General features: G+C 72.0%; 15 protein-coding genes. 14 read left to right on the forward strand and 1 reads right to left on the reverse strand.

Features of this window, described 5'->3' with window-relative positions; all coding sequences use genetic code 11:
* The first annotated feature begins 232 nt into the window (after positions 1-232).
* The 7 genes from ssd (at position 233) to AB0F04_RS23280 (ending at position 5,257) form a co-directional block, all read left to right on the forward strand.
* Complete coding sequence (gene ssd / locus AB0F04_RS23250) at positions 233-1,336, forward strand: septum site-determining protein Ssd (RefSeq protein WP_362044059.1); 1,104 nt, start codon at positions 233-235, stop codon at positions 1,334-1,336.
* Positions 1,333-2,553 carry a TadA family conjugal transfer-associated ATPase gene (locus AB0F04_RS23255; RefSeq protein ID WP_362044061.1) on the forward strand — a complete coding sequence of 407 codons (1,221 nt, stop codon included), beginning with the start codon at positions 1,333-1,335 and terminating at the stop codon, positions 2,551-2,553. Before ssd ends, AB0F04_RS23255 begins: the two co-directional genes overlap by 4 nt.
* Positions 2,537-3,409 (forward strand): type II secretion system F family protein, encoded by an 873-nt coding sequence (locus AB0F04_RS23260; protein WP_362044063.1) that lies wholly within the window; start codon positions 2,537-2,539, stop codon positions 3,407-3,409. Before AB0F04_RS23255 ends, AB0F04_RS23260 begins: the two co-directional genes overlap by 17 nt.
* On the forward strand, positions 3,406-4,197 hold the full coding sequence (locus AB0F04_RS23265) for a type II secretion system F family protein (RefSeq protein ID WP_362044065.1): 792 nt from the start codon (positions 3,406-3,408) through the stop codon (positions 4,195-4,197). Before AB0F04_RS23260 ends, AB0F04_RS23265 begins: the two co-directional genes overlap by 4 nt.
* A 70-nt stretch (positions 4,198-4,267) precedes the next feature.
* The gene (locus tag AB0F04_RS23270; protein WP_362044067.1) at positions 4,268-4,477 is read left to right on the forward strand and encodes a DUF4244 domain-containing protein; all 210 of its coding nucleotides are present in this window, start codon (positions 4,268-4,270) and stop codon (positions 4,475-4,477) included.
* Positions 4,464-4,823, forward strand: coding sequence for a TadE family type IV pilus minor pilin (locus AB0F04_RS23275; protein WP_362044069.1), 360 nt, complete (start codon positions 4,464-4,466; stop codon positions 4,821-4,823). Before AB0F04_RS23270 ends, AB0F04_RS23275 begins: the two co-directional genes overlap by 14 nt.
* A complete protein-coding gene (locus AB0F04_RS23280) occupies positions 4,820-5,257 on the forward strand; it encodes an Rv3654c family TadE-like protein (RefSeq protein ID WP_362044071.1) in 438 nt (145 codons plus the stop codon). Before AB0F04_RS23275 ends, AB0F04_RS23280 begins: the two co-directional genes overlap by 4 nt.
* Here AB0F04_RS23280 and AB0F04_RS23285 read toward each other — a convergent pair.
* Positions 5,142-7,676: a DEAD/DEAH box helicase gene (locus AB0F04_RS23285; RefSeq protein ID WP_362044073.1), complete on the reverse strand. Its 2,535-nt coding sequence runs from the start codon at positions 7,674-7,676 to the stop codon at positions 5,142-5,144. The genes AB0F04_RS23280 and AB0F04_RS23285 overlap by 116 nt on opposite strands.
* A 78-nt stretch (positions 7,677-7,754) precedes the next feature.
* On the opposite strand from AB0F04_RS23285, the gene bldG reads away from it, so the two are divergent.
* The 7 genes from bldG to topA all read left to right on the forward strand — a co-directional run bounded on the left by bldG (position 7,755) and on the right by topA (position 17,217).
* Complete coding sequence (gene bldG, locus AB0F04_RS23290; RefSeq protein WP_003991900.1) at positions 7,755-8,096, forward strand: anti-sigma factor antagonist BldG; 342 nt, start codon at positions 7,755-7,757, stop codon at positions 8,094-8,096.
* A gap of 119 nt (positions 8,097-8,215) precedes the next feature.
* Positions 8,216-8,653 carry an ATP-binding protein gene (locus AB0F04_RS23295; protein ID WP_362044075.1) on the forward strand — a complete coding sequence of 146 codons (438 nt, stop codon included), beginning with the start codon at positions 8,216-8,218 and terminating at the stop codon, positions 8,651-8,653.
* Positions 8,654-8,926: 273 nt separating this feature from the next.
* Complete coding sequence (locus AB0F04_RS23300; RefSeq protein WP_362044077.1) at positions 8,927-11,332, forward strand: sodium-translocating pyrophosphatase; 2,406 nt, start codon at positions 8,927-8,929, stop codon at positions 11,330-11,332.
* 193 nt (positions 11,333-11,525) lie between these two features.
* Positions 11,526-12,116: a small secreted protein gene (locus AB0F04_RS23305; RefSeq protein ID WP_362044079.1), complete on the forward strand. Its 591-nt coding sequence runs from the start codon at positions 11,526-11,528 to the stop codon at positions 12,114-12,116.
* Positions 12,117-12,192: 76 nt separating this feature from the next.
* Positions 12,193-13,722 carry a methyltransferase gene (locus AB0F04_RS23310; RefSeq protein ID WP_362044081.1) on the forward strand — a complete coding sequence of 510 codons (1,530 nt, stop codon included), beginning with the start codon at positions 12,193-12,195 and terminating at the stop codon, positions 13,720-13,722.
* 223 nt (positions 13,723-13,945) lie between these two features.
* Complete coding sequence (locus AB0F04_RS23315) at positions 13,946-14,143, forward strand: hypothetical protein (protein WP_362044083.1); 198 nt, start codon at positions 13,946-13,948, stop codon at positions 14,141-14,143.
* A gap of 245 nt (positions 14,144-14,388) precedes the next feature.
* Entirely contained in the window at positions 14,389-17,217 is a 2,829-nt protein-coding gene (topA, locus tag AB0F04_RS23320; protein ID WP_362044085.1) for a type I DNA topoisomerase, read from the forward strand.
* The last annotated feature ends 222 nt before the right edge of the window (positions 17,218-17,439 follow it).

Below are 17,439 nucleotides of genomic sequence, written 5' to 3' on the forward strand. Positions count from 1 at the left end.
CCGGGACGTCCACAGTTATTGACCAAGATCCACACGATTTCCGGGATCGCTGCACCGTGATTCCAACGCGTCCCGCTCGCGGCGAGTTCATGGCCGGTTCCGAGTACCCGGGGGCGTTTGGCCGGATTCTGTCGGCCGTTCACAGGGAGGCCGCTTGTCGGTTCTTCCCACGTATGGGAATCACGGGGCCGCAGGGGCCGCGCGAGTCGTGCAGCGAAGGGGGTTGGAAACCGTGGCCGGAACCGTCACACACGATCCGCCGCCGGCCGCCGGAGGGCGGCAGGGGGGACCGCTGATCGTCACCGAGGACACCGAGCTCCTCGACGATCTGCTGCGCCTGTGCGCGGCAGCCGGCGCCACACCCGAAGTGCACCACGGGGTGCCGGAGCGCAGGGGCAGCTGGGAGGCCGCCCCGCTCGTCCTGGTCGGCGACGACGCCGCGCGGCGGGTACGCGGGGCCGCGCGCAGAAGGGGCGTCGTCCTCGTCGGCCGGGACCAGGACGACTCCGGGGTGTGGCGGCGGGCCGTCGAGATCGGCGCCGAGCACGTCCTGATGCTGCCCGACGGCGAGCAGTGGCTGGTCGACCGCATCGCCGACGTGGCCGAGGGTGTCGGCCGGCCCGCCCTCACCGTCGGCGTCATCGGCGGCCGGGGCGGTGCCGGGGCGTCCACGCTCGCGTGCGCCCTGGCCGTCACCTCCGCGCGGGAGGGGCTGCGCACCCTCCTGGTGGACGCCGATCCGCTGGGCGGCGGACTCGACGTGCTCCTCGGCGGTGAGACGGCCGAAGGACTGCGCTGGCCCGCGTTCGCGTCCTCGCGCGGAAGGGTCGGTGGCGGAGCCCTGGAGGAGTCGCTGCCCGAGCTGCACGCACTGCGGGTGCTCAGCTGGGACCGCGGTGACCGGATCGCGGTCCCGCCGCAGGCGGTGCGCGCGGTGCTCGCGGCGGCCCGGCGCCGGGGCGGCACCGTCGTGGTCGACCTTCCGCGCCGGATCGACGACGGCGTCGCCGAGGTCCTCTCCCAGCTGGACGTGGGCGTTCTGGTGGTGCCCGCCGAGCTGCGGGCCGTCGCGGCCGCGGGGCGGGTCGCCTCCGCGGTCGGCATGGTTCTGCGGGACCTGCGGGTGGCGGTCCGCGGGCCGTACCCGCCCGGGCTCGACGACCGCGAGGTGGCCCGGCTGCTCGGACTGCCCCTGGTCGGCGAGGTGCCGGTCGAACCTGGGCTGGCGCGCCCGGATGCGGGCATGGCACCCCCGGGCGGCGCCCCGCGCGGACCGCTGGCCCGGTTCTGCAAGGGGTTCTGGGAGCGCGCGCTCATCGAGGCGGGTACGGCATGAGCACCCTGGCGGGGCTCGAGGGCGCGGCGCTGCTGGACGGGGTGCGGCGGTGGCTGGCCGAGAGCGGGGCCGAGCCGACCCCCGCGCGCGTGGCGCAGGCCCTGCGGGAGCAAGGACGGGTCCTCGGGGACGCCGAAGTCCTCGGCGCCGCAGCGCAGTTGCGCTCCGAACTGGTCGGCAGCGGACCGCTGGAGCCGCTCCTCGCCGATCCGTCGGTGACGGACGTGCTGGTGTCGGCACCGGACCGGATCTGGGTGGACCGGGGCGGCGGACTGGAGCTGACGCAGGTGCGGTTCGCGGACGCGGCGGCCGTGCGACGGCTCGCCCAGCGTCTCGCCGCCGTGGCCGGACGCCGCCTCGACGACGCCCGGCCCTGGGCCGACGCCCGGCTGCCCGACGGGACGCGGCTGCACGCGGTGCTGCCGCCGGTGGCCGTGGGCTGCGCGTGCCTGTCCCTGCGGGTCGTGAGGCCGCGTGCCTTCACACTCGGCGAACTGGTCGCGGCGGGCACCGTGCCGCCGGGCGGGGACCGCATGCTGCGCGCCCTGCTCGACGCCCGGCTGTCCTTCCTCGTCAGCGGCGGCACCGGCACCGGCAAGACGACGCTGCTGAGTGCCCTGCTGGGGCTGGTGGGGCCCAGGGAGCGGATCGTCCTCGCCGAGGACTCGGCGGAGCTGCGGCCCGACCACCCGCACGTCGTGCGACTGGAGACCAGACCCGCCAACCAGGAGGGCGCGGGCCTCGTCACGCTGGAGGATCTGGTGCGCCAGGCCCTGCGGATGCGGCCCGACCGGCTGGTCGTGGGCGAGGTGCGCGGGCCCGAAGTGGTGCACCTGCTGGCCGCGTTGAACACCGGCCACGAGGGCGGGTGCGGGACCGTGCACGCCAACGCCGCCGCCGATGTGCCCGCCCGGTTGGAGGCGCTCGGCACGGCGGCGGGCCTGGACCGGGCCGCATTGCACAGCCAGTTGGCGGCCGCCCTCTCCGTGGTGCTGCACCTGGTGCGCGACCGGGCCGGGCGGCGGCGGATCGCCGAGGTGCACGTCCTGGAACGGGACGCGTCGGGCCTGGTGCGGACGCTACCGGCGCTGCGGTGGGGAGCGGAGGCGTTCGTGCGCGAGCGCGGATGGGAGCGGCTGAGGGGGCTGCTGCGGGGCGGGACGAGTGGGATCGAGCCGGGTGCGGACCAGGGGGGAAGCGATGACGGGGGTGCCTGAGATGACGGTGGGTGCGGCCGGGATGTGCATGGGGGCGGCTGTCTGGATGCTGGGCGAGCGGGAGGAGACGGCACGGCGGGCGCGGTGGTTGCTCGCGGACGGTGGCCCCGCCCGGAGAGGGCCCCTCGGTTGGCGGAGCGCGGCCGGTGACCTGCGCCGCGTCCGTGGGCGGCTGCGGGCCGAGTGGTGGTCGGCGGTGGCCGGGCTGGTGCTGGCGGTGCTCGGGGCGTCTGTGCTGCCGATCGTCCTGGGCGCGGCCGGGGTGCCGTTGCTGCGGCGGGCCCGGCTGGCCGGCCGGGCGCGGCGGGACCGAGAACGCCGGACCGACGCGGTGATCGCGTTGTGCGGGGCGCTCGGCGGCGAGGTGCGGGCCGGACGCCAGCCGGGTGAGGCGCTGCTCCGGGCCGCCCGGGACTGCGACGGTCTCGCGGACGCCCAGCCCACGGTGCTGGCCGCGGCGCGGTTCGGCGGTGACGTGCCGGACACGCTCGCCACGGCGGCACGGCAACCGGGCGCCGAGGGCCTGCGCGGACTCGCGGCGTGCTGGCGGGTGGCCGTCGACCAGGGCGCGGGGCTCGCGGCCGGACTCGACCGGCTCGCCGCCGCCCTGCGCGCCGAACGCGACCAGCAGTGTGATCTGCGGGCCCAGTTGGCGGGGGCCCGGGCCACGGCGGTGATGCTCGCCGGGCTGCCCGCGCTGGGACTTCTCATCGGGACCGCCCTCGGGGCCGACCCCCTCCACGTCCTGCTGCACACCGGGGCGGGCCTGGGCTGTCTCGTGGCCGGCGGGGTGCTGGAGGGCCTGGGGCTGTGGTGGGTGCGGCGGATCGTGCGGGGCGCGGAGGCGGCGGCATGAGCGGGGATGTCGTCCACAGGCTGGGGGCGGCCGTGGGGATCGTGCTGGTCGCCGGATGGCTGGCGCGCCGGCTGGTCCGGGCGCGGCGCCGTCGCAGGATGCGCCGTCGACTGACCGAGCTGTCGGGGGTGCGGCGGGCAACGGTTCCTCTCCGGCGGCCGGCCTGGCGCCGGGCCGCACGGACCTGGCTGGCTCCGGTGGGCGTGGCGTGCGCCGGTTGGGTGCTGATCGGTGGCCTCACGGGGGCCGCCGTGGGACTGGCCGGGGCGGTGGGGGTGTGGCGGTGGCGATCGAGCAGGGAGACGGCCGACGCGGACCCGGGCGCCCCCGACCTCGCGGAGGCGGCACGGCAACTGCCTCTCGCCGCCGACCTGCTGGCGGCCTGCATCGCGGCGGGCGCCGGCCCGGTGATCGCGGCCCGGGCGGTGGGTGAGGCCTTGGGCGGCCCCGTCGGCGATGCCCTCGCCCGGGGTGCGGCGGAGGTGCGGCTGGGTGGCGAACCGGGCTCGGCGTGGCGGCGGTTGAGTGCTGTGCCGGGCGCCGAAGGGCTGGCCCGGCTGCTCGAACGGGCCGATGTGTCCGGGCTGCCCGCGGCCGTGCCGGTCGCACGGCTCGCGGCTGAGGCCCGGGCCGACTGGGGCCGCGCCGCCACGGCCAGGGCCCGTCGAGCGGGCGTGATGGTCAGCGCCCCGGTCGGGCTGTGTTTCCTGCCCGCGTTCATCGCGGTCGGTGTGCTGCCCGTGGTGATCGGACTCGCGGGCGGGGTGCTCGGAGGGGGTGGTGGGTGACGCGGCGACGGACCCGGAGCACGTGAGGGACAAACGATGGTGGTTCTGACTCTTTCCTACGGGGGTTGAGATGTATCAGGTGGTACGGGCACGGCTGTGTGCCCTGGTGTGCGGGATGCGCGCGGCGCGGCGGGACGGTGGGATGGTCACCTCCGAGTACGCGATGGGGATCGTCGCGGCGGTGGCGTTCGCCGTGGTGCTCTACAAGGTCGTCACGAGCGGCGCGGTCAGCGCGGAGCTGCAGAAGATCGTGAAGGACGCCCTCAATGCGCGGATGTGAGCGGGGCGCGGACCGGGGATTCGTCACGGCGGAATCGGCCGTGGTGCTGCCGGTGCTGGTGATGTTCGCGATGGCGCTGGTGTGGGGGCTGCTGGTCGTGGCCGCGCAGATTCAATGCGTGGACGCGGCGCGGACGGGCGCGCGTGCCGCGGCCCGCCAGGACCCGCCCGGCGCGGTCGTGAGACTGACCCGCGAGGCGGCGCCGCCCGGCGCGAAGGTGACGGTCAGCCGGGACGCGGAGCACGTCCGGGTGACCGTCGTGGCCGAACCGCCGGTGCTGCGGGGTCTGTCCTTCGCCGTGCGCGAGGAGGCCGTGGCGTCGGTGGAGGAGGCGGTGGGCACGTGAGAGGGGGCCGAGCGGTGGTGGGGTCGGACCGCGGCTCCGCCACCGTCTGGAGCGTCGGGGCGATCGCCGTGTTGTGCGTGGTGTTCGGTGTCGTTCTCGCGCTCGGGCAGGCCGTGGTCGTCCGGCATCGTGCGGCGGGCGGGGCCGATCTCGCGGCGCTCGCCGCGGCGGATCACTGGGCCGACGGCGGCACGACGGCCTGCGCCCGGGCCGGCCGGGTGGCCGGGGCGCAGGGTGTGCGGCTCGTGCGGTGCGAGGTCGCCGGTGACGTTTCCGACGTGACGGTGGCGTCGGGCCGGGGACCGTTCACGGTGGAGGTCAGGGCGCGGGCGGGGCCTCCGACGGCTCCGCCGGGCCACTCGGCGGCTTCGGAGGGGACGGCGCCTCGTCCCCCGGCTCCTTTTCCTCCGGTGCCCCCTCCAGCAACACCGTGAGGAGCCGCACCGCCCCCCTCTTGTGCAGCGGGTCGTTGCCGTTGCCGCACTTGGGGGACTGGATGCAGGACGGGCAGCCGGCGTCGCACTCGCAGGACGCGATGGCCTGGCGGGTGGCGGTCAGCCAGGTGCGGGCGGTGTGGAAGGCGCGCTCCGCGAAGCCCGCACCGCCCGGGTGGCCGTCGTAGACGAAGACCGTGGGCAGGAGCGTGTCGGGGTGGAGCGGGATCGAGACGCCGCCGATGTCCCAGCGGTCGCAGGTCGCGAAGAGGGGCAGCAGGCCGATCGACGCGTGTTCGGCGGCGTGCAGGGAGCCACCGAGGATCTCCGGGTTGATCCGGGCGCGGTCCAGCTGGTCCTCGGTGACGGTCCACCACACGGCGCGGGTGCGCAGCGTACGGGGAGGAAGGTCGAGCTTCGTCTCGCCCAGGACCTCACCCGTGATGAGCCGGCGGCGCAGGAAGGAGACGACCTGGTTGGTGACCTCGACGGAGCCGTAGCAGAGGCGGCCGTCGCCCCAGGGGATCTCCACGTCCGTCTCCAGGACGGAGATGGACGTGGTGTCGCGGGCGACCGTGGAGTAGGGCGGGGCGGCCTCCTCGACGAGCGCGACGGAGTCCTCCAGGTCCAGCGACCGCACCAGATAGGTGCGGCCCTGGTGGAGGTGGACCGCCCCCTCGTGGACCGTCGAGTGCGCGGCGCCGGCGTCGACCGTGCCGAGCAGCCGGCCCGTGCCGGTCTCGACGACCTGGACAGGGCGCCCGCCCTCCCCGCGGATGTCGGTCAGGTCGGCGGCGCGCTCGCGGCGGGTCCAGTGCCAGGCCCTGGTGCGGCGGCGCAGCAGCTTCGCGGCCTCCAGCTGGGGCAGCAGACCCTCGCTGGCCGGGCCGAACAGCCCGAGGTCCTCGTCCGTCAGGGGCAGCTCCGCCGCGGCCGCGCACAGGTGCGGGGCGAGGACGTAGGGGTTGTCGGGGTCGAGGACGGTCGATTCGACGGGCTGGTCGAACAGGGCCTCGGGGTGGTGGACGAGGAAGGTGTCCAGCGGGTCGTCGCGGGCGACCAGGACGGCCAGCGCCCCCTGTCCGGACCGTCCGGCCCGGCCCGCCTGCTGCCACAGGGAGGCCCGGGTGCCCGGGTAGCCGGCGATGACGACCGCGTCGAGGCCGGAGATGTCAATGCCGAGTTCGAGGGCGTTCGTCGCGGCGAGGCCCAGGAGTTCACCCGAATGGAGGGCTTGTTCGAGAGCGCGGCGTTCTTCCGGGAGATAGCCGCCCCGGTACGCCGCGACACGCCGGGTCAGGGACCGGTCCACCTCGGCGAGACGCTCCTGGGAGATGACCGAGATCAGCTCGGCGCCACGCCGGGACCGGACGAAGGCGACCGAGCGCACGCCCTGCACGGTGAGGTCGGTCAGCAGGTCGGCGGCCTCGGCGGTGGCCGTGCGGCGGACAGGGGCGCCCTTCTCGCCGTGCAGCTCGGTCAGCGGCGGTTCCCAGAGGGCGAACACCAGTTCACCGCGTGGGGAGGCGTCGTCGGCCACCTCCAGCACCGGCAGGCCGGTGAGGCGGCGGGCGGCCACCGAGGGCTCCGCGGCCGTCGCCGAGGCCAGCAGGAACACGGGCGACGCGCCGTAGCGGGCGCACAGACGGCGCAGTCGGCGCAGCACCTGGGCGACGTGCGAGCCGAAGACACCGCGGTAGGTGTGGCACTCGTCGACGACGACGTACTTCAGTGACTTCAGGAAGGAGGACCAGCGGGGGTGGGAGGGCAGGATGCCCCGATGCAGCATGTCCGGGTTGGTCAGGACGTAGTTGCCGTACTGGCGGATCCACTCGCGTTCCTCGAACGGAGTATCGCCGTCGTACACGGCCGCGCGCACCGAATGGCCCAGCGGGTGTGAAAGTTCCTTCACCGACCGGCACTGGTCCGCCGCGAGCGCCTTGGTCGGAGCAAGGTAGAGGGCGGTCGCGCCGCGGCCGTTCGGGGCCTCGGCACCCTCCAGGAGGGTGGACAGGACCGGCACGAGATAGGCCAGGGACTTGCCGGAGGCCGTGCCGGTGGCGACGACGACGGACTCGCCGTCCAGGGCGTGCTCGGCCGCCCGTGCCTGGTGGGCCCAGGGATGCTCGATGCCCGCGGCCCGCACGGCCGCCACGACCTCCGCGCGGATCCGGTCGGGCCAGACGGCATGCCGACCCTCGCGCGGGGGCAAGTGCTCCGTATGAGTAATGCGCGAAGCCCTGCCCGGACCGGACGCGAGGCGGTCCAGGACCGCGCCCGGCGCGGGCCGGGAGGCGGGGCCCGTCGGGGTCCGATCGGATCGGTGATTCTTGGCCATCGGCACCGAGTGTGTCACTGGAGTGACGGACAATGGAGCCAAGGCGTCGTGCACGCCTGCCGGTAAGTGATTGAATGCCATCGCGGCTGGCGAAGCGTCCAGGGGCTGAAGCCGAATGCCCCAAGGGCGACCGCTCGATAGCAAGGTGCTGGAGGATCCGTGGACCTGTCCCTGTCGACCGAAACCATGGGCGATCGCACGATCGTCAGGGTCGGTGGCGAAATCGACGTATATACCGCGCCCAAGCTGCGCGAGCAGTTGGTCGAGCTGGTGAACGACGGCAGTTTCCACCTTGTCGTCGACATGGAGGGCGTGGACTTCCTCGACTCCACCGGACTCGGCGTACTGGTCGGCGGCCTGAAGCGTGTGCGAGCCCATGAGGGCTCACTGCGCCTGGTCTGCAACCAGGAGCGCATTCTGAAGATCTTCCGTATCACCGGCCTCACCAAGGTGTTCCCGATTCACACCTCGGTCGAGGAAGCGGTTGCGGCCACCGACTGACGCCGGTCCCGGGCCATGTGCCCGGGACGGCCGACGGTCGGCGAAAGAAGACCGAGGGGGCCCGGGCTTCGGCGGCCCGGAGCCTCTCGACAGCACGCCCGAAGTTGCGAGGGGGATGCATGGCCACCGTTGAGCTCCGCTTCAGCGCGCTGCCCGAGCACGTCAGGACCGCCCGGCTGGTGGCGGCAGCGGTGGCGCGCAGGGCCGGAGTGGACGAGGCCGTCCTCGACGAGGTCAGGCTCGCCGTCGGCGAGGCGTGCAGCCGGGCGGTCGGGCTGCACCAGACCGTCGGGATCTCGGCACCGGTGAAGGTGCTGCTGATCGAGGAGGAGAAGCAGTTCTCCATCGAGGTCGGCGACGAGGCCCCGCACATGGTGGCCGGCGGGCGCGCCCCCGGCGACGGACCCGGCGACTCCGACGGTGAGGCCGACGAGGACGAGATGGGCCTCGCGGTCATCAGCGGTCTCGTCGACGACGTCGAGGTCAGCGCGGGCGAGCACGGCGGGCTGATCAAGATGACCTGGCCGACCACGCCGCCGCCGACGATTCTGGTCTGACACCGCCACCGCGCACACCCGTTCTTCCGAAGGGCCCCACCCGTGGGGCCCTTCGTCATGTGCGGGTGTCAGTGGTCGCCTTTACAGTAGTTCCTGAGCCGTTCAATGCGTGAATTCGTTCACGATCATTCGCGTGCTCCCGGTAGTCCCAGAATGCTTTCAGGGCATTACCCCGGAAGGCCAATTCCGTTTATCGCGCTCTGTTTTGATCAGGTTCCGATACCTACAATCCCGTCCACATCTTGAGCTCAGCCCAAGCGTCAAGGAGGACGAATGGCGGGGCTTTCCCTCTCATCACAGTCGGGCCATCCCACAGACCTCGCAGCCGCCGTACTGACCGATGGCAACCGCGTTCTCATCGTGGTCATCGCGGTCGTCGCCCTGGCGGCGCTGGCGGTCGCGGGCGTCCTGGTGCGCCAGGTGCTCGCGGCCGGCGAGGGCACCGACAGCATGAAGAAGATCGCGGCAGCGGTCCAGGAAGGCGCCAACGCCTATCTGGCCCGGCAACTGCGCACGCTCGGCGTATTCGCCGTGGTCGTGTTCTTCCTGCTCATGCTGCTGCCCGCGGACGACTGGAGCCAGCGTGCCGGACGGTCGGTGTTCTTTCTGATCGGAGCGGCGTTCTCGGCGGCCACCGGCTATATCGGCATGTGGCTCGCCGTGCGCAGCAATGTGCGTGTCGCCGCGGCGGCACGTGAAGCGACCCCGGCCGAAGGCGAGCCGGAAAAGGATCTGACCGCCGTCTCGCACAAGGCGATGAAGATCGCCTTTCGTACGGGTGGCGTGGTCGGCATGTTCACCGTGGGCCTCGGCCTGCTCGGCGCGTCCTGCGTCGTGCTGGTCTACGCGGCCGACGCGCCCAAGGTGCTCGAGGGGTTCGGTCTCGGAGCCGCGCTGATCGCGATGTTCATGCGGGTCGGCGGCGGCATCTTCACCAAGGCCGCCGACGTCGGCGCCGACCTGGTCGGCAAGGTCGAACAGGGCATTCCGGAGGACGATCCGCGCAATGCCGCGACCATCGCCGACAACGTGGGCGACAACGTCGGCGACTGCGCGGGCATGGCGGCCGACCTCTTCGAGTCGTACGCCGTGACCCTGGTCGCCGCGCTCATCCTGGGCTCGGCGGCCTTCGGCGACGTGGGGCTCGGCTTCCCGCTGCTCGTGCCGGCGATCGGTGTGATCACCGCCATGATCGGCATCTTCGCGGTGGCGCCCCGGCGCGCCGACCGCAGCGGCATGAGCGCCATCAACCGGGGGTTCTTCATCTCCGCGGTGATCTCGCTGGTGCTGGTCGCGGTCGCCGTCTTCGTGTACCTGCCGGGGAAGTACTCCGAGCTCGACGGGGTCACCGACACCGCGATCCTGGGCAAGGACGGCGACCCGCGGGTCCTCGCGCTGGTCGCGGTGGCCATCGGCATCGTGCTCGCCGCCCTCATCCAGCAACTGACCGGCTACTTCACCGAGACCACCCGCCGGCCCGTGAGGGACATCGGCAAGACCTCGCTCACCGGCCCGGCCACCGTTGTCCTCGCCGGTATCTCCGTCGGTCTCGAATCGGCCGTCTACACCGCCCTGTTGATCGGGCTCGGTGTGTACGGGGCGTTCCTGCTCGGCGGCACCTCGATCATGCTGGCGCTGTTCGCGGTGGCGCTGGCCGGCACCGGCCTGCTCACCACGGTCGGTGTGATCGTCGCGATGGACACCTTCGGGCCGGTCTCCGACAACGCCCAGGGCATCGCGGAGATGTCCGGTGACGTCGAGGGCGCGGGCGCGCAGGTGCTCACCAACCTGGACGCGGTCGGCAACACCACCAAGGCGATCACCAAGGGCATCGCGATCGCCACGGCCGTGCTCGCGGCGGCGGCGCTGTTCGGGTCCTACCGCGACGCGATCATCACCGGCGCACGGGACGTGGGCGAGAAACTCAGCGGGGAAGGCGCCCCGATGAGCCTGATGATGGACATCTCGCAGCCCAACAACCTCGTGGGTCTCGTCGCAGGCGCGGCGGTCGTCTTTCTCTTCTCGGGGCTCGCGATCAACGCCGTGTCCCGGTCGGCGGGTTCGGTGGTCTACGAGGTGCGCCGGCAGTTCCGTGAGAAGCCCGGGATCATGGACTACAGCGAGAAACCGGAGTACGGCAAGGTCGTCGACATCTGCACCAAGGACGCCCTGCGCGAGCTCGCCACGCCCGGTCTGCTGGCCGTGATGGCTCCCATCTTCATCGGCTTCACGCTCGGTGTGGGAGCGCTCGGGGCGTTCCTGGCGGGCGCGATCGGCGCGGGCACGCTGATGGCGGTGTTCCTCGCCAACTCCGGTGGCGCCTGGGACAACGCCAAGAAGCTCGTCGAGGACGGCCACCACGGCGGCAAGGGCGGCGAGGCCCATGCGGCGACGGTGATCGGGGACACGGTCGGCGACCCCTTCAAGGACACCGCGGGCCCCGCGATCAACCCGCTGCTGAAGGTCATGAACCTGGTCTCGCTGCTCATCGCGCCCGCGGTGATCAAGTTCTCCTACGGCCCGGACAGGAGCATCGGGGTGCGGATCATGATCGCCGTCCTGGCGTTCCTGGTGATCGCCGGGGCGGTGTACGTCTCAAAGCGGCGCGGAATCGCCATGGGTGATGAAGACAACGCCGGATCACAGCCCAAGTCCGCCGATCCGGCGGTGGTTTCGTAGGGAGGTTTGTCCAGCCCCAGCTCAAGGTGCGGGCGGGCGGCACGCGTTGGCGTGTCGTCCGCCCGCGCTGCGTGGGTACACGATCACGCGTGAGCCTTCTCTCGCTTGATGCAAAAGGTTACAAAACGGTCTTAATAGATGACTGGCGTGCGGTTGTCGTGCATCTGGCGTGTATGTTCCGGGGCCGAGAGCCATGGAAGGGACCAATCCGGTGAACAAGAAGCTCGCGGCCGCACTGTCCGGCGGTGCGGTACTGGTACTGGCGCTGTCGGGCTGCGGCGGCGACGACGGCAACGACAAGCTGGACTCCTGGGCCAAGCAGGTCTGTGACGCCGTTCAGCCGCAGGCCAAGAAGATCGAGTCGGCCAATGCCGCGATCCAGAAGGAGACCTCGGACAACAGCACGCCGAAGGACGTCCAGAAGACCGATGCGCAGGCCTTCCAGGACATGTCCGACGCCTACAAGGCGATCGGGAACGCTGTGAACAAGGCCGGGGCGCCCGACGTCGAGAACGGCGAGAAGAAGCAGAAAGACGCGGTCAAGGAGCTCAACTCGATCTCCGCCTCGTACGCCTCCCTCAAGAAGCAGGTCGACGAGCTCGACACCAAGGACCAGGGCAAGTTCGCCGACGGTCTGAAGGACATCGCCACCGAGCTGGACAAGCTGAGCCAGAGCGGGAACGACGCCCTGAGGAACCTGGAGGAGGGCGAGGTCGGCCAGGCGATGGCCCAGCAGCCGAGCTGCAAGGCGGCCACGGCGTCGGCGGGGGCCACCCAGAGCTGAGGGAAAACGCGCCGCAGGGGCAGCTCGCCCCTGCACGGGCACGTGCGGCATCCGCCCCGGCGGCCACAATGGGGGCGTGAGTAACGCCAGCCAGACACCCCTGCCCCCGCTGCCCTCCTCCGACCGTCCCGATGTCGCCGCCCGGCTCCGGGACGCCCTGCTCGCGGCCTCCTTCACCGCCGACGGGCTGCTCGACCTGCTCGGCGCCCCCGCGTACGCGGCGCTCGCCCGGAGCGAGACCGTGCCCGCGCTCCGGGCGACGCGCGGGGACACGCCGCTGGAGATGCTCGTCCGGCTGTTCCTGCTCCAGCAGCCCGTGCCGCACGCGCGCGTGGCGGAGGTCCTGCCCGTCGACGTCTGCCTGGAGACCGGCTGGCTGACCCGGACCGGCGGAACCGACATCTCCGCGACGGTCGACGTCCGGCCCTACGGCGGTCCCGGCGGCGAGGACTGGTACATCGTGTCGGACCTCGGCTGCGCGGTCGGCGGCGCCGGCGGGATCGGCCGACGGGACGAGGGAGTCGTCCTCGGGGTCGGCGGCGCCTCCACGACCCTCGCCGGCATCACCGTGCGTACGCCCGTCGCCGCGGCACTCGACCTCGGCACCGGCTCCGGCATCCAGGCCCTGCACGCCGCACAGCACGCCACGCGCGTGGTGGCCACCGACCTCAACCCGCGCGCCCTGCACATCACCGGCCTCACGCTGGCGCTGTCCGGCACCGCGGCCGCCGCCCTGCGCGAGGGCTCCCTCTTCGAACCGGTCCGGGGCGACGAGACGTACGACCTGATCGTCTCCAACCCGCCGTTCGTGATCTCGCCCGGCGCCCGGCTCACCTACCGCGACGGCGGGATGGGCGGGGACGATCTGTGCCGCACGCTCGTTCAGGAGGCAGGGGAGCGGCTGAACCAGGGCGGGTTCGCGCAGTTCCTCGCCAACTGGCAGCACGTGGAAGGGGAGGACTGGCAGGACAGGCTCAGGTCATGGGTGCCCCGCGGGTGCGACGCGTGGATCGTGCAGCGCGAGGTGCAGGACATCAATCAGTACGCCGAGCTGTGGCTGCGGGACGCCGGTGACCACCAGGGCGACGCGGCGGAGTACCAGGCGCGGTACGACGCATGGCTCGACGAGTTCGAGGCGCGCAAGGTGAAGGCCGTCGGCTTCGGCTGGATCACCCTGCGCAGGACGGACGCCGCCGTGCCCTCGCTCACGGTCGAGGAGTGGCCGCACCCGGTCGAGCAGCCGCTGGGCGACACGATCCGCGCCCACTTCGACCGGCTCGACCACCTGCGCGACCACGACGACGCCGCCCTGCTCGAAGGGCACTTCCGGCTCGCCGCCGAGATCGTGCAGGAGCAGGTCGGGCTGCCCGGCGCGGAGGACCCCGAGCACGTCGTGCTGCGCCAGAACCGCGGCATGCGCCGGGCGACCCGGGTGGACACGGTCGGCGCGGGCTTCGCGGGGGTCTGCGACGGCACGATGAGCGCCGGCCGCATCCTCGACGCGATCGCCCAGCTGATCGGCGAGGACCCGGTGCGCTTGCGCGACCGCACCCCGGCCCAGATCCGGCTGCTGGTCGAGCAGGGGTTCCTCGAACCGGTCCGCTGAGCGGCCGGCCGAGGGGCGGCCGCCCGAGGGCGTCGAGGGGGCCCGCCAATAAATTCGAGTCGATTTGAACACCTCGTCCGAAACGGGTCACGGAGAAGCGGAGGCCCTTGATCCACCGTCGCGTCGCCCCGGCGTTCACCTCGGGTTCGCCTGCCCGCCGCCCACGCGTGTCAGCCTCCCGTCGCCGGGGACGCGCGACAGGGGAAAAGGGGCACGACGGGGCATGGAGAGCGAACCAGCGATCTTCGCGGGAGTGGTGTTCTCCCTGTTCGGAGGCGCACTGCTGGCCTGGACCACGATGCGCGTGCGGCGGCACCTGCCCGTCGCCGACGGGGTGAGGCCGGTCCCCTCGGCGGCCCTCGCGAGCGTCGTCGCGGTGCTCGCCCTGGTGCTCGGAGCGTGGTGCTTCAGCCGCCTCTGAGAGTCGCGCCGACGACGCAACCGCCGGTGACCGGGAGGTCGCGTTCCGCGCAGGGCAAGGCCGGGCCCCGGGACTCCGGGCGGCAGGATCGGTGGTAGTCGGGTTACCGTTCGAGTGGCCGTTGCGGGCTTTTCCCGTTTGACACGGGGGCGGGATGTACCGTCACACTCCGCAGCGTCACCACGTACCCAGCCCCGGTGAGCACTCCGGGGAGGCCCCAGCGTCGACCGGAGAGAAGAGCGAAGTTGTCCCCGACCAGCGAGACCGCAGAGGGCGGCCGCCGACTCGTCATCGTCGAGTCGCCCGCCAAGGCGAAGACGATCAAGGGCTATCTCGGCCCCGGATACATCGTCGAGGCGAGCGTCGGGCACATCCGCGACCTTCCCAACGGCGCCGCCGAGGTGCCCGAGAAGTACACCGGCGAGGTCCGCCGCCTCGGTGTGGACGTCGAACACGACTTCGCGCCGATCTATGTGGTCAACGCCGACAAGAAGGCACAGGTCAAGAAGCTCAAGGACCTCCTGAAGGAGTCCGACGAACTCTTCCTCGCCACCGATGAGGACCGCGAGGGCGAGGCCATCGCCTGGCACCTCCAGGAGGTGCTCAAGCCCAAGGTCCCGGTCAAGCGGATGGTCTTCCACGAGATCACCAAGGCCGCGATCCAGGCCGCCGTGGCCAACCCGCGCCAGCTCAACCAGAAGCTCGTCGACGCCCAGGAGACCCGCCGCATCCTCGACCGCCTCTACGGCTACGAGGTCTCGCCGGTCCTGTGGAAGAAGGTCATGCCGCGGCTGTCCGCGGGCCGTGTCCAGTCGGTCGCGACCCGTCTCGTCGTGGAGCGGGAACGTGAGCGCATCGCCTTTCGTTCGGCTGAGTACTGGGACCTGACGGGCACCTTCGCGACCGGCCGCGCGGGAGATCCGTCGGACCCGTCGTCGCTGGTCGCGCGCCTGCAGACCGTCGACGGCAGGCGGGTCGCGCAGGGCCGCGACTTCGACTCCCTGGGACAACTGAAGAGCGCGAACACCCTCCACCTCGACGAGGCGAACGCCCGCGCCCTGGCCGCCGCCCTGGAGCAGACGCGGTTCGCCGTGCGCTCCGTCGAGTCCAAGCCGTACCGCCGCTCGCCGTACGCCCCGTTCCGTACGACGACGCTGCAGCAGGAAGCCAGCCGCAAGCTCGGCTTCGGCGCGAAGGCCACGATGCAGGTCGCGCAGAAGCTGTACGAGAACGGCTACATCACCTACATGCGTACGGACTCCACGACCCTGAGCGACACGGCGGTCTCCGCCGCCCGCGCCCAGGTCACGCAGCTGTACGGCGCCGACTACCTGCCGCCGCAGCCTAGGACGTACGCCGGGAAGGTCAAGAACGCGCAGGAGGCCCACGAGGCGATCCGCCCCTCGGGTGACCGTTTCCGCACTCCCGCCGAGACCGGACTGACCGGTGACCAGTTCAAGTTGTACGAGCTGATCTGGAAGCGGACCGTCGCCTCCCAGATGAAGGACGCGACCGGCAACAGCGTCACGGTGAAGATCGGCGGCACGGCGGCCGACGGCCGGGACGTCGAGTTCAGCGCGTCCGGCAAGACGATCACCTTCCACGGCTTCCTGAAGGCCTACGTCGAGGGCGCCGACGACCCGAACGCCGAGCTGGACGACCGCGAGCGCCGGCTGCCGCAGGTCTCCGAGGGCGACGCCCTGAGCGCCGAGGAGATCACGGTCGACGGGCACGCCACCAAGCCCCCGGCCCGCTACACCGAGGCCTCCCTGGTCAAGGAGCTGGAAGAGCGCGAGATCGGCCGCCCGTCGACGTACGCGTCGATCATCGGCACGATCCTGGACCGCGGCTACGTGTTCAAGAAGGGCACGGCCCTGGTGCCGTCCTTCCTGTCCTTCGCCGTGGTCAACCTCCTGGAGAAGCACTTCGGGCGGCTCGTCGACTACGACTTCACCGCCAAGATGGAGGACGACCTCGACCGGATCGCCCGCGGTGAGGCGCAGTCCGTGCCGTGGCTGAAGCGGTTCTACTTCGGCGAGGGCACGGTCGGCGGCGCCGCCGCCGACGCGGGCAACGGCGACGGGGACCACCTCGGCGGCCTCAAGGAGCTGGTGACGGACCTGGGCGCGATCGACGCGCGCGAGGTGTCGTCGTTCCCGGTGGCCCATGACATCGTGCTGCGGGTCGGCCGCTACGGCCCGTACATCGAGCGCGGCGAGAAGGACACCGAGCAGCATCAGCGCGCCGACATCCCCGCCGACCTGGCGCCCGACGAGCTGACCGTCGACCTCGCGGAGGAACTGCTCGCCAAGCCCAGCGGCGACTTCGAGCTGGGTACGGACCCGGCGACCGGCCACGCGATCGTAGCCAAGGACGGCCGCTATGGCCCGTACGTGACGGAAGTCCTCCCCGAGGGCACCCCGAAGACGGGCAAGAACGCCGTCAAGCCGCGCACGGCGTCCCTGTTCAAGACGATGTCCCTGGACACGGTGACCCTCGACGACGCCCTCAAGCTGATGTCGCTGCCGCGTGTCGTCGGCACCGACGCCGAGGGCCAGGAGATCACCGCGCAGAACGGCCGCTACGGCCCGTACCTGAAGAAGGGGACCGACTCGCGCTCGCTGCAGGCCGAGGAGCAGCTGTTCACGATCACGCTGGAGGAGGCGCTGGCGATCTACGCCCAGCCCAAGCAGCGTGGCCGGGCGGCGGCCAAGCCGCCGCTGAAGGAGCTCGGCACGGACCCGGTGAGCGAGAAGCCGGTCGTGGTCAAGGACGGCCGCTTCGGCCCGTACGTCACCGACGGCGAGACCAACGCGACCCTGCGCTCCGGCGACAGCGTCGAGACGATCACCCCGGAGCGCGGCTTCGAGCTGCTCGCCGAGAAGCGCGCCAAGGGTCCGGCGAAGAAGACCGCGAAGAAGGCGGCCAAGAAGGCGCCGGCGAAGAAGACGACGGCCAAGAAGACAGCGGCGAAGAAGACCACTACCGCGAAGAAGACGACGGCGAAGAAGACCACCACCGCGAAGAAGACGGCCGCCAAGACGGCGACGGCCGCCAATTCCGCGGAGGACTGAGCGACGGATCGCTTCAGGTCCGTAGTGGGCTGAGCGACGGATCGCTCCAGCTCCGTGGACGGCTGAGCGACGGATTCGCCTCAAGTCAGCGGAGGATCGCGGTCGTTCGAGCCCGTCCGGAAACCGGACGACCGCGTCCGGTAATTCGCGCGGGGTTCGGAAAGCGAACGCCCCGGCAACACTTCGGTGTCGGGGCGTGCGCATGCCAGCCCGCGCCCTCCG

Origin of the sequence: Streptomyces sp. NPDC029041, assembly GCF_040637515.1 — a bacterium.
Classification (GTDB): Bacteria; Actinomycetota; Actinomycetes; order Streptomycetales; family Streptomycetaceae; genus Streptomyces.